Below are 12,203 nucleotides of genomic sequence, written 5' to 3'. Positions count from 1 at the left end.
GGGGGGGGGGGGGGGGGGGCGCCCGGGGGGGGGGGGGCGCGCCCACACCACGCGCCGCCCCCCCACCGTTCCCGCGTACCTCCGGTGCACCCTCAGCCCCGGAGTCGTGCCGGGCCCCTCAGACCCGGCCGTATGGGTGGAACCCGCGGCCGGTCTTGCGGCCGAGGAGCCCGGCCTGGACCATCCGCTGGAGCAGCGGGGGCGGGGCGTACAGGGGTTCCTTGAACTCCTCGTACAGCGACTCCGCTATCGCGGCGACGGTGTCGAGGCCGATCAGGTCGGCGAGCTTGAGGGGGCCCATGGGGTGGGCGCAGCCCAGCTCCATCGCGGTGTCCACGTCGGTGGCGCTCGCGAAGCCGGACTCGGCCATGCGGACGGCGGAGAGCAGGTACGGGATCAGCAGCGCGTTGACGACGAATCCGGCTCGGTCCTGGGAGCGGACCGTGGTCTTCCCGAGGGTGTCGCGGGCGAACGTCTCGACTGCGGTGACGGTGTCCGCCGACGTGTGGAGGGAGGAGACGACCTCGACCAGGGGGAGGACGGGGACGGGGTTGAAGAAGTGGAGTCCCACGACCCGGTCGGCGCGGCCGGTGGCCATGCCCAGCCGCATGATCGGGATGGCCGAGGTGTTGGTGGCGAGGATGGCCTGCGGATCCGCGAGGATCTTGTCGAGGGCCGCGAAGACCTCCGTCTTGGCTTCGGGGTTCTCGGTGACGGCCTCGATGACGAGCTGCCGATCACCGAGGTCCTCCAGGTCCCCGGTGAAGACGAGCCGTGCCAGGGCGTCCTCGGCCGTGAGGCGGTCGAGCTTGCCGCGCTGAACCGCTCGTTCGAGGGAGACGGCCACCCGTTCGGCGGCCGCTCGGGCGGCGGTGGCGTCCGCTTCGGCGACGACGGTGTCGAGGCCGGCGCGGGCGCACACCTCGGCGATGCCCGCGCCCATCCGGCCGCCGCCGACGACTCCGACGCGCCGGATTCCGGCGGGCTGCGGGAGGGCGTTCACGCGTTCACCTCTGCGGGGACTCGGCGGACCAGGTGGCGGGTGTAGGCCTCGGGCGTGAAGAACGGCGGGAGCTGCACCGAGAGCGCGGAGTCCACGAAGACTTCTCGGGCTTCGAGGACGAGCGCCTGCGGATCCTCGGCCTCCAGGGCGGCGCATTCGGCGTCGAGGAAGTCGATGACCGTACTCCGGTCCACCCGGTCGTGGCGCAGCCACTGCCAGATCTGGACGCGGGCGATCTCGGCGGTGGCGGCGTCCTCCATCAGGCCGTTCAGTGCGACGGCGCCGCTGCCGCGGAGCCAGGCGTCGAAGTAGCGCAGGGCCACGGCCACGTTGGAGCGGATGCCCTCGGCGGTCGGCGGGGCGCCGATCCTGCGGACGGACAGCAGGTCGGCGCCGGTGACCTCGACGTCCTCCCGGGTGCGTTCCCGCTGGTCCGGCCGGTCCCCGAGCACGCCGTCGAAGACCTCGCGGCAGAGGGGGACGAGGCCGGGGTGGGCGACCCAGGAGCCGTCGAAGCCGTCCTCTGCCTCGCGTTCCTTGTCGAGCCGGACCTTCGCGAACGCGGCGGCGTTCACGTCCGGGTCCTTGCCGGGGACGTGGGCGGCCATGCCGCCGATGGCGTGGGCCCCGCGCCGGTGGCAGGTGCGGACGAGGAGTTCGGTGTAGGCCCGCATGAAGGGGGCGGTCATGGTGACCGCGGCCCGGTCGGGCAGTTGGAAGTCGGTGCGGTGGCCGAAGGTCTTGATCAGGCTGAAGAGGTAGTCCCAGCGGCCGGCGTTGAGTCCGGCGCTGTGCTCGCGCAGTTCGTAGAGGATCTCCTCCATCTCGAACGCGGCCGTGATCGTCTCGATCAGGACGGTGGCGCGGACCGTACCGCGGGGGATCCCGAGGAGGTCCTGGGCGAACACGAAGACGTCGTTCCACAGGCGTGCCTCGGTACGGTTCTCCAGCTTCGGGAGGTAGAAGTACGGGCCGTACCCGGCGTCGATCTGCCGCTGCGCGCAGTGGAAGAAGTACAGGCCGAAGTCGACGAGCGAGGCGGACACGGGCCGCCCGTCGATCTCCAGGTGCTCCTCGGCGAGGTGCCAGCCGCGCGGGCGGACCATGAGGGTCGCGAGGTCGGCGCCGAGACGGTACTCCTTGCCCTCGGGAGTGGTGAAGTCGATGCGCCGCTCGACGGCGTCGAGCAGGTTGAGCTGACCGCCGATGACGTTGTTCCAGGTGGGTGCGGTGGCGTCCTCGAAGTCGGCCATCCAGACCTTCGCGCCGGAGTTCAGCGCGTTGATCGCCATACGGCGCTCCGGCGGGCCGGTGATCTCCACTCGGCGGTCGGTCAGGCCGGGGGCGGGCGGGGCCACACGCCAGCCGGTGTCGGCCCGGACGGCGGCCGTGGCACGGGAGAAGTCGAGCGGTGTCCCGGCCACCAGGTGGGCGGTGCGGCGGCGGCGTTCCTTGAGGACTTCCAGACGGCGGTCCACGAAGGCGGAGTCGAGCCGGCTGATGAACTCGAGCGACGCGGGCGTCAGGATCTCCTCGTGGCGCTCGGCCGGCGCTCCGAGCACCCGGACGCTGCTGATCAGGGGCGTGAGTGACATGAGGTTCTTCTCCTCGGCGTGGGGCGGCGGGCGACAGAGCGCCGGGCGGTGCCCGGTTGGACCGGGAGCAGCGGTTCTAGTGGAACTGCTCCTCCTCGGTGGAACCGGCGAGCGCCGTCGTGGACGAGGCCGGGTTGACGGCGGTGGAGACCAGGTCGAAGTAACCGGTGCCGACCTCGCGCTGGTGCCTGACGGCGGTGAAGCCGTGCTGCTGGGCGGCGAACTCCCGCTCCTGGAGGTCCACGTACGCGGTCATGCCGTGCTCGGCGTAGCCGCGGGCGAGGTCGAACATGCCGTGGTTGAGGGAGTGGAAGCCGGCCAGGGTGATGAACTGGAAGCGATAGCCCATCGTGCCCAGCTCGCGCTGGAACTTGGCGATCTGGTCGTCGTCCAGCGCGGCCTTCCAGTTGAAGGAGGGCGAGCAGTTGTACGCCAGCATCTGGTCCGGGTACCGCGCGTGGATCGCCTCGGCGAACTCGCGGGCCTGGGCGAGGTCCGGGGTGCCGGTCTCGACCCAGATCAGGTCGGCGTACGGGGCGTAGGCGAGGCCGCGGGCGATCACCGGGGCCATGCCGCCCCGCACGTGGTAGAAGCCCTCCGCGGTGCGCTCCCCGGTGCAGAACTCGGCGTCGCGCTCGTCGACGTCGCTGGTCAGGAGGGTGGCGGCCAGCGCGTCCGTACGGGCGATGATCAGGGTGGGCGTGTCCGCGATGTCGGCCGCCAGACGAGCCGCGTTCAGGGTGCGGATGTGCTGGGACGTCGGGACGAGGACCTTGCCGCCGAGGTGGCCGCACTTCTTCTCCGAGGCCAGCTGGTCCTCGTAGTGGATGCCCGCCGCACCCGCCGCGATCATCGCCTTGGTGAGCTCGAAGGCGTTGAGTGGTCCGCCGAAGCCGGCCTCGGCGTCCGCGACGATCGGCGCCAGCCAGTCGGTCGCGTCCGAGCCGCCCTCGGCGGTGGCGATCTGGTCGGCGCGCAGCAGCGCGTTGTTGATCCGGCGGACCACCTGGGGAACGGAGTTGACCGGATAGAGGGACTGGTCGGGGTAGGTGTGCCCGGCCTGGTTGGCGTCGGCGGCGACCTGCCAGCCGGACAGGTAGATCGCCTGGAGGCCGGCGCGGACCTGCTGGACGGCCTGGCCGCCGGTGAGGGCGCCGAGCGCGTGGATGTAGTCCCGCTCGTGGAGCTGGCGCCACAGGCGCTCGGCGCCGCGCCGGGCCAGGGTGTGCTCCTCTCGGACGCTGCCCGACAGCCGGACCACGTCCTCGGCCGAGTACGTACGCTCGATCCCCGCCCAGCGCGGGTCGTCCGCCCAGCGCCGCTTGAGCTGCTCGGCCGCCGCCGTCGTGTTCGCCTCTGCCATGTCCGTCACCGTTTCCGTCCGTCGCATGTCTTGCCAATGCCCCCGACCGGGATCCACGCATTGACACTCTGTGCCTTATGAGGAAGGTGCGGCTGCCGAACCCGCCCGTGGGACGGAGCTGAGCAATGCTGCCGATCTGCCGGGAGCGGACGGGCCAGACCACCGAAATCAGGGCATGAATCGGGGTTCTGCGGTCCCTCCCGGCCACCGGTTCCGGCTGGCCGCAGGACTGACTCTGGCATTGACACTGGGTGCCATCAAGGCGGTACGTCTGCCAAGGTGTGCGAATCTTCGAGGCTGAAATTGCCAAGGTTGCGAAGGTTACCGATGAGTTAGCTCGCCGTATGCTGACGGGGCCCGTCCCACGGTGGAGGAGTCCGGTGAGCAAGACGTACGCGGGAGCGCGGTTGCGGCGGCTGCGCGAGGAGCGGCGCATGACGCAGGCCGACCTGGCCAGGGTGCTGGGCATCTCGCCCAGCTACCTGAACCAGATGGAGCACGACTCCCGCCCGCTCACCGTCCCGGTGCTGCTCCGCCTGACCGAGGCCTTCGGGGTGGACCCGGGGTTCTTCTCGGAGCGCGACACCAGCCGTATGATCGCCGACCTGCGCGAGGCACTGGCCAAGGAGGTCGCCGAGGCCCGCGTCTCCTCGTCCGACCTGGCCGAACTGGCCACCCGGATGCCCGCGGTCGCGGCCGTCCTGCTGGACCTCGGGCGACGCAGCCAGCTCCTCACGGAGCGGCTGGCCGACGCGGCCGAAGGCCGGGGCGGCCCGGCGGAGGCCCCTCGCTCTCCCCACGAGGAGATCCGCGAGTTCTTCTACCGGCGGCAGAACTACCTCCACGACACCGACCTCGCCGCCGAGGACCTGGCCACCGAGATCGGCATCCGCCCCGGGGACGTCATCCGCGCCCTGACGCACCGCCTCTCCGACCGGCACGGGGTGCGCATCACCGCGGACTCCGACCGGCTGCACCACTACGACGCCGTTGGCCGCACCCTGCACCTGTCGAGCCGGCTCCGCCCGGGCCAGCAGGCCTTCCGGATGGCCACGCAGCTCGCCCTCCTCGAATGCGGAGACGAACTCGACCGCCTGGCCGCCGAGGACTTCCCGGCCGGGTCCGAGGCACGCCCCTTGGCCCGGATCGGCATCGCCAACTACTTCGCCGCCGCGCTGATCCTCCCGTACCGCGCGTTCCACACGGCCGCCGAGGAGTTCCGCTACGACATCGAACGGCTCACCGACCACTTCGGCCTCGGCTACGAGACCGTCTGCCACCGCCTGAGCACCCTGCAACGCCCCAGGCTGCGCGGAGTCCCCTTCTCCTTCGTCCGGGTCGACCGGGCCGGGAACATGTCCAAGCGGCAGTCGGCCACGGGATTCCACTTCTCCCGCGCGGGCGGCACCTGCCCGCTGTGGAACGTCTACGAGGCCTTCGCCGCCCCCGGCCGCATCCACGTCCAGGTCGCCGCCATGCCCGACGGACAGCGCCACCTGTGGACCGCGCGCGCCGTCACCCGCCACCGCGGCGGCTGGGGCGAACCCGGCAAGACCTTCGCCATCGGCCTCGGCTGCGAGATCCGCCACGCCTCCCGGCTCGTGTACGCCGACGGCCTCGACCTCGACAACACGGCGGCCGCCACCCCGATCGGCATGGGCTGCCGCCTCTGCGAACGCCTCGACTGCCCCCAGCGCGCGGTCCCCCCGCTCGGCCGCACCCTGGCCGTGGACGAGAACAGCAGCACCTTCATCCCGTACCCCGTCGCAGCTACGCCGCCGTCCCCCACCACCTGAGCCCGTACGCAACCATGGTGGCCATGACACCCTCCGCATATCCGGAGCCCGACGTACGCCTTGCCCGCCTCGCGGACGCGGTCGGTCTCCCGCCGACATGGCCTCCCACCGACGAGTCCCTCGCCGACCTCGCTCAAAGGACGGAGCTGCACCCCCACGACCTCCTGCTCGTCGCCGACCTCCCCGTACCCGCGACCGCGTGGCTCCTCGACGAGATGGCCGGCGCTTCCAGTTCGCTGGTGTCGCGCTCCCTCGCTCTGACGGCGTCCGGCAGACAACTGCTGCGCACCCGTGCACGGTCCATGACCGCACCGGTCGGCGCGCTCGCTCCTCGGAAGCCCCGCCCGTACGAGCAGTACCCACCGGGGTTCGGCTCGCTGCTCCTGCGGATGCTCGCGCTCCGCAATCTGAACTGGTCGGGGGCGGCCAAGGTGATGTACCTGATGTCCGGCGTGTGCAAGGCGGCCTCGACCATCGGCGCGGTGGGACGAGGTGCCAAGGAGCTCGATGCGGAGCTGCTCGACGGCTTCGCGGCAACGCTCGGCATACGGGTCCCCCTGCTGGCTGCGCTGACCGGAGTCCGCCCGTCGGCCGAGTCCCGCGAGCCGACGCCCGAGGTGCTCGACACTGCTTCACTGATCTGGGAGGTCAGGCACCTGACCAGGAATCAGGAAGCCGAACTCACCTCGTACGCACAGGCGCTGGGCAGGAACTGAGTCGTCTGGTACGCCGGGTCACCCGCTCCTGAACACGGGGTACGGAACTCACCGCAGCCGTGGGGCGGACCACATATCGGTCAGGCCCGGTTCGTCAGGTCGTAAACGGCTTCACAAAGGGGGTCGTGGGCCTGGTGAGCGGCCAAGGTCGTGGGTTCCTCCGGGTGCAGGAGAGCGATCAGCTTGGTCGAGGCCCACCACTGGACCGGTCGCGGAGTTCCGTCATCGGAGAGGGGAAGATCGACGCCGATGGTGCGGCCCTCATGGTCGAGGTAGACACGCACGACGCCGGGGCGGTGGTGGTCGAACCCCGTCAGGACGTAGAGCTCGGGGGCCGCGGAGGGCGTCGCGCCGTGCCAGAGGGGGTCGCCGGCGAGGTCGGCGATGAGGTAGTCGATGCCGTCGTCCAGGGTGACCTCGGCTGCTTCGGGCACGACCGAGCCGACCAACTCGGCCACGTCGACGTACGGAATCCCCTGCCGCTCGGCGGCAACGGACACCGTTCCCGCGGCCAGTCCGCCGGCCGTAAGGCGCAAAGCGCCGACGTACCACCAGGTGCCGCGCTCCCGGCCGAAGCTGGTCGGCAGGTCCACGAAGACGTTCTGCCCGGCGGTGTCGGCGAGACGGACCCGGATGCGCTCACCGTCCGGCCGGACCAACGCGCGGATGCGCCAGTCGGTGGCCGGGAGGGGGACGCCGATGAACCGGCGCAGCACCAGAAGGGCCTCGGCGAAGTGATCGTCCATGGGTGCACTCTCCCCTGTCTCGTCCGGTCGCCGGTGCGGGTCGTCACAGGTCGTTGACCCAGTCGAGGCAGACGTGCTGACCCACGCAGTACGCGGTCACGGTCCCCAGCGGGCGCCCGTCAGGGGTCCTCTCACCTCCGGCCCCCGATCGCCCCGCTCGGCGACGCTGACCGTGTTCATTCGTACCAGGCGCCAGTTGACCTTGTGTCACGGCTGCTGAGGGTCGAGCACTGCCCCGACTCTCGAAGGCGACCACGCGCTCACCAGACCGCTTCCTTCCGGTCATCGACGGAACGGACCCCCCACGGGCTGCACGATGCGCTGCCTGGGTGGAGTTCAGGTCTCCGCCCTCCAGTCGCGCGCCACCGGACCGTCACCCCGCGCCCATCAGAAGACCGTCAAGGACGTGTTCGCCGTCTTGTCCCGCCGTCCCGGATGCGTTGGGATGTGGTCATGAACAGCGGTCCGCGCCACGACGATCGGCCACCGAATACGGTGCTGCCGACGGCGCCCGCTGTCCGCCCGGCTGTCTGAGACCGGCCGCGCGTCATCCGCGTACCCGCCGCCCTCCCCTGTAGGGGACGGCAAGGCCTCCGTACGCGTCCTCACCATCACCCGCATGAGCCGAACCCGGTCCGCCCTTGGCGGGACTCGGGGTCCGTCGGCCGTGCCCGCTTCCAGGATCCAGGAATCCGACATGCCTTCAACCCTGTCCGGCCGTACCGTCCTCGTCACAGGCGCCACCTCCGGCATCGGCTACGAGACCGCCCGCCGCCTCGCCGAACTCGGCGCCACCGTCCTGCTCCACGGCCGCACTCCCGAGGAAGCCCAAGCCGCCGCCGACCGGCTGATCGCGACCGCCGGCATCGACGGGACCCGGCTCCGGCCGCTGGCCGCCGACTTCACCCGCCTGGAGGAGGTCGAGGGCCTCGCCCGCGCCGTCGTGCGCGACCACCCGCGCCTGGACGTACTCGTCAACAACGCCGCCATCCCCGCACCCGAACGCCACACCCTGACCGCCGACGGCAACGAGATCGCCTTCCAGGTCAACTTCCTCGCCCACTACCTCCTCACCGACCTCCTGGCATCCGCCCTCACCACCGGGCCCGGTGGCCGCGTCGTCAACGTCTCCTCCGCGCTCCACCGCACCGCGGCCATCCAGTGGAACGACCCGCAGCGCGTGCGCCGCTACTCCCGCCTCGCCGCATACGCGCAGTCCCAGCTCGCGCTGACCGTCTTCGCCTCCGACCCCCGCGTCACCGCCGTCTCCGTCGACCCCGGCATCTGCGAGACCGGCCTCCTGCCGCTCTACGGACACGAGGGCGCGCCGGCCTCCGAGGGCGCCCGGCACGTCGTACGGCTCTGCGACCCGGCCACGGAGATCGCCAACGGCGCCTACTACGACCGCTCCGAGCGCGTCGCCCCGGCCCCCGCCGCCACCGAGGACCGCACCGTCAAACGCCTGAACAAGCTCGCCGACCTCCTCGTCGGCCACACCGCCTGAAGGGACACCTCAGCGGCCGCCTCCGGGACCGAACCCGTAAGGATGTCGTCGGTACGGCATCAACACCCCGTCAGGGCGGTCGGCCGGCGACCCGGCCGGTCCTAGTCTCGCTCCCATGCGACGACCCACCACTGACCCCTCGACCGGTGCTCGAGACGGGCACGCGGGGCCTCCCGGGCCGCTCGCGCGGGACGTGCACTGGGCCCGGGAGAGGCGGTCGGCGATCGGCGTCGCCCTCCTGCTGTTCGCCGCCCTGATCGGGATGGACGCCGCCGGGGGCCGGCTCGACCCGACCCGGGCCGCCCTCTGGACCGGCCTGGCCTTCCTCGTCTTCGTGATCCTGCTGCCGCTGCGGGTCTCCACCCGGCCCGGTCTGCTCAGCGCCCGCGGGCTGCTCGTGCGGCACACCGTCCGCACCGATTCCCTGGTCTCGGTCCGGTGGAACGACGGGGTGGCACAGCGGATGGTCCTCAAGGACACGGACGGGAACCGGGTGGAGATCGACCCGGCCGTCCTCGTCCGCAACCCCGAGATGTGGCGGCGACTGGACACGGACTCCCGTACCTCCGTCCGGCGCGGCACCCTGCTGTGCGGTGTGACCGCGCTGGGTGAACTGGGCGAGCGCATCGACCGGCAGACGGCTCGGACCGTGTTCAAGGTCTCCGGGCTGGAGTGACCGGCGGACGGCGCCCTGACGGGCCGGTCGCGTAATGGACGTACTCGCGGATCAGGCGGAACCCCGCCGACCAGACGAGGAGGGGTGACGCAGGCCAGGGCGAGGTGCCGGCGGCGGTGGCCGGGGGCGGCGAGGGCCGCGACGTCCTCGTACCGGCTGCCGAGGAAGTAGGTGCAGGCCAGTGAGAGGGCACGGCCACGTGGAAGGCGCCCCAGCAGAGGCCGGAGGACGCGAGCCGCTCGGGGCCGCCCCAGGTCCGGTGGATCCAGGCCGCCCCGGGTCCGAGGGCGTCGACGGCCCGCGCGTCCTGCGGAGTCAGCCGGCGCACGGTGACGCCGTGCGGGACGGGCGGACATGGCGGGCGCGCTGTGCACGTAGACCATGCGCTCCCACGGGTCGACGCGCTGGAACGCACCGCCCAGGAGGGGCAGGAAGCGGGCCGGAGAGGGAGGTGGGGAGGCGGGGGCGGCCCGGGGGCCGCCTGGGCGTGCGCTCCGCGCCGCCCCGTGTCCGTACAGCGGCCTCAGCGCGGTTTCGCAGGCGCTCGGGGACACCGCGTCGGCGGTGAGACACCGGGGTCGGTGCGAACGGCCCTTGCGAGGATGGTCTTCAGGAGCCGGTGAAGGCTGTGTTGTCGGGAGCCGCGGGTCCGGTCTCCGCCCCGAGGCGGAAGCGGAGGCGGCAGATGACGGCGTCGGTGTCGCGGCGCACCGCGTGGGCGACGACGGAGCCGCGCTGGTTCTGCAGCATCCGCTGCCACAGGTGCTCGGGTTCGGTCTCCGGGATGAGGACCGTGACCTGGGTGTCCGGGCGGGTCCGCGTGAGCTCGCGCACGTACGCCGACACCGGGCGGCCCAGCGAGCGGGTCTCCGAGGGGAGTTCGACGAGCTCGACCCCGGGCCGCCACAACTCCCAGTCCCGGCGCAGGGCTTCGGCGGCCTGCCGGTCCTCGGGCGCCGGGTGGGTGACGGTGACGGCGAGGACCTCGTCGCCGAGGGAACGGGCCGCGGTGAGGGCCTGGCTGGTCAGACGGGACAGACCCGAGACCGGGACCACGACGAGCGAGCGCGCGCGGTGCGGCGGCTGCGGGACGCGCCCCAGTTCGAGCCGCTCGCCGATCTCGGCGTAGGCGCGGTGGACCTTCTCGAAGGCGAGGACGATCAGCGGCAGGGCGACGACGATCAGCCAGGCGCCCTCGGTGAACTTGGTGGCGGTGACGACGACCGCGCAGACACCGGTCAGGACCGCGCCGAAGCCGTTGAGGGCGGCCTTGTACGGCCAGCCCTCGGGGCGTTCGCCGTACCAGTGGCGGACCATGCCGACCTGGCAGATGGTGAAGCCGACGAAGACGCCGATCGCGAACAGCGGGACGAGGGTGTTGGTGTCGCCGCCGGAGAACACCAGCAGGGCCGCGGAGACGAGGGCCAGCCAGACCACTCCGTGGCGGTGGACCTGCCGGTCGGCCTTGAGGGCGAAGACATGCGGCAGGTGGTTGTCCCTCGCGAGCAGGCTCATCAGGACGGGGAGGCCGCCGAAGGAGGTGTTCGCGGCGAGGGCCAGCAGCACCATGGTGGCGAACTGGACCACGTAGAAGGCCGCGTTGTGGCCGAAGGAGGCGTCGGCGAGCTGGGCGAGGACGGTGACGCCCTCGACGGGCTGGAGGTGGAAGCGGCCGATGAGGATGGACAGGCCGATCAGCATCACGCCGAGCAGGGCGCCGAGGGCGACCTCGGTGCGCTGGGCGCGGCGGGCGGCCGGGGCGCGGAAGGCCGGCACGGCGTTGGCGACGGCCTCGACTCCGGTGAGGGCGGAGCAGCCGGCGGCGAAGGCCTTGAGCAGCAGCAGGGCGCCGACGGCGGTGGCGCCTTCGCCGAGGGCGGAGGGGTGTCCGTCGGCGGAGGCGGTGCTGACCGGGCCGTCGCGGAGGAGCCCGACGGCGATCATCGCGAGGACGGAGCCGACGAACAGGGCGGTCGGAACGAGGAAGGCCTTGGCGGAGTCGACGACACCGCGCAGGTTCACCGCGGTGACCAGGACCAGCACCCCGAGGCAGATCCAGACCCGCTCCTCGTGGAGGCCCGGGAAGGCCGAGGTCAGGGCGGCCACACCGGCGGTGACGGAGACGGCGACGTTCAGGACGTAGTCGAGGATGAGCGAGGCCGCGGCGACCAGGCTGGTGCGCCGTCCGAGGTGGCGCTTGGCGACGGCGTAGGAGCCGCCGCCGTCCGGGAAGGCGGCGATGACCTGCCGGTAGGAGGCCACGAGGACGGCCAGCAGCGCGGCGATCGCCAGGGTCACCGGGAGGGTGAAGCCCAGCCCGTACCCGCCGGCCGCCGCCAGCACCAGCACGATCGACTCCGGCCCGTACGCGACGGAGGCCATGGCGTCCAGGGAGAGCGCGGCGACGCCCTGGAGGGCGGTCAGCTGGTGCCGGTCGCCGGCCCCGTGCGCGCCGGGTTCCGGCGGCTCCTCCCGGCCCTCCCCCGGCGCGGTCGCGGTCGGCTTCTCTACGTGTGCGGTCATGTCGCCGTTCCTCCGAATGGGCAAAGTCCAGGACAGCGTCGATGCCGAACGGGCCGACCACCAGCGCTCTTGGCGTTTTCCATACGCCGCCGCGGCCACTTTTCACTTGTTCCATATGGGCGGCGGGGGCGGCGTAAGAGGTCCGTCAAGAGGTGCGGCCGCGCGTTGCCCCGGCCCCGCGGAGGGGCACGCTTGAACCGGGCGGCATCCGCCCAGCGCTCTCGTCAGAGATCGGCCCGTCCGGACGGGAGGCACCACATGTCCGGGTACTGGTTCCGACT

General features: G+C 72.0%; 9 protein-coding genes. 4 read left to right on the top strand and 5 right to left on the bottom strand.

The genetic code is table 11. The features are described 5' to 3' along the window. Window positions 1–118 precede the first annotated feature (118 nt). The 3 genes from ACFVXK_RS32635 to aceA form a co-directional block, all read right to left on the bottom strand. Entirely contained in the window at window positions 119–1,003 is an 885-nt protein-coding gene (locus tag ACFVXK_RS32635) for a 3-hydroxybutyryl-CoA dehydrogenase (protein WP_389618947.1), read from the bottom strand. After that, the gene (gene aceB, locus ACFVXK_RS32630; protein WP_389618944.1) at window positions 1,000–2,598 is read right to left on the bottom strand and encodes a malate synthase A; all 1,599 of its coding nucleotides are present in this window, start codon (window positions 2,596–2,598) and stop codon (window positions 1,000–1,002) included. The genes ACFVXK_RS32635 and aceB overlap by 4 nt, the downstream gene beginning before the upstream one ends. 76 nt (window positions 2,599–2,674) lie before the next feature. Further along, the gene (aceA, locus tag ACFVXK_RS32625) at window positions 2,675–3,961 is read right to left on the bottom strand and encodes an isocitrate lyase (protein ID WP_389618941.1); all 1,287 of its coding nucleotides are present in this window, start codon (window positions 3,959–3,961) and stop codon (window positions 2,675–2,677) included. A gap of 380 nt (window positions 3,962–4,341) precedes the next feature. Here aceA and ACFVXK_RS32620 point away from each other — a divergent pair, with 380 nt between their 5' ends. Together ACFVXK_RS32620 and ACFVXK_RS32615 are read left to right on the top strand one after the other, a co-directional pair. Next, window positions 4,342–5,757, top strand: coding sequence for a short-chain fatty acyl-CoA regulator family protein (locus ACFVXK_RS32620; protein WP_389618938.1), 1,416 nt, complete (start codon window positions 4,342–4,344; stop codon window positions 5,755–5,757). A gap of 23 nt (window positions 5,758–5,780) precedes the next feature. Next, on the top strand, window positions 5,781–6,473 hold the full coding sequence (locus ACFVXK_RS32615) for a hypothetical protein (RefSeq protein ID WP_389618935.1): 693 nt from the start codon (window positions 5,781–5,783) through the stop codon (window positions 6,471–6,473). A gap of 80 nt (window positions 6,474–6,553) precedes the next feature. On the opposite strand, the gene ACFVXK_RS32610 is transcribed toward ACFVXK_RS32615, so the two are convergent. Continuing rightward, window positions 6,554–7,219, bottom strand: coding sequence for a hypothetical protein (locus tag ACFVXK_RS32610; RefSeq protein WP_389618932.1), 666 nt, complete (start codon window positions 7,217–7,219; stop codon window positions 6,554–6,556). A gap of 697 nt (window positions 7,220–7,916) precedes the next feature. Here ACFVXK_RS32610 and ACFVXK_RS32605 point away from each other — a divergent pair. Further along, window positions 7,917–8,723, top strand: coding sequence for an SDR family NAD(P)-dependent oxidoreductase (locus ACFVXK_RS32605; protein ID WP_389618929.1), 807 nt, complete (start codon window positions 7,917–7,919; stop codon window positions 8,721–8,723). 115 nt (window positions 8,724–8,838) lie between these two features. Continuing rightward, complete coding sequence (locus tag ACFVXK_RS32600; RefSeq protein WP_389618926.1) at window positions 8,839–9,399, top strand: hypothetical protein; 561 nt, start codon at window positions 8,839–8,841, stop codon at window positions 9,397–9,399. Between the two features lie 609 nt (window positions 9,400–10,008). On the opposite strand, the gene ACFVXK_RS32595 is transcribed toward ACFVXK_RS32600, so the two are convergent. After that, window positions 10,009–11,922, bottom strand: coding sequence for an APC family permease (locus tag ACFVXK_RS32595; RefSeq protein ID WP_389618924.1), 1,914 nt, complete (start codon window positions 11,920–11,922; stop codon window positions 10,009–10,011). Window positions 11,923–12,203 lie beyond the last annotated feature (281 nt).

This window comes from Streptomyces sp. NPDC058157 (assembly GCF_042884105.1).
Classification (GTDB): Bacteria; Actinomycetota; Actinomycetes; order Streptomycetales; family Streptomycetaceae; genus Streptomyces.
The sequence above is the reverse complement of the archived record's forward strand: the minus strand, read 5'-3'. Positions and strand labels throughout refer to the sequence as shown.

What these genes read in the sequence shown, in the direction of transcription:
- aceA (WP_389618941.1), bottom strand. Translation starts at nt 3,961, where the DNA reads ATGGCAGAGGCGAACACGACGGCGGCGGCCGAGCAGCTCAAGCGGCGC.
- ACFVXK_RS32615 (WP_389618935.1), top strand. Translation starts at nt 5,781, where the DNA reads ATGACACCCTCCGCATATCCGGAGCCCGACGTACGCCTTGCCCGCCTC.
- ACFVXK_RS32600 (WP_389618926.1), top strand. Translation starts at nt 8,839, where the DNA reads ATGCGACGACCCACCACTGACCCCTCGACCGGTGCTCGAGACGGGCAC.
- aceB (WP_389618944.1), bottom strand. Translation starts at nt 2,598, where the DNA reads ATGTCACTCACGCCCCTGATCAGCAGCGTCCGGGTGCTCGGAGCGCCG.
- ACFVXK_RS32595 (WP_389618924.1), bottom strand. Translation starts at nt 11,922, where the DNA reads ATGACCGCACACGTAGAGAAGCCGACCGCGACCGCGCCGGGGGAGGGC.
- ACFVXK_RS32605 (WP_389618929.1), top strand. Translation starts at nt 7,917, where the DNA reads ATGCCTTCAACCCTGTCCGGCCGTACCGTCCTCGTCACAGGCGCCACC.
- ACFVXK_RS32610 (WP_389618932.1), bottom strand. Translation starts at nt 7,219, where the DNA reads ATGGACGATCACTTCGCCGAGGCCCTTCTGGTGCTGCGCCGGTTCATC.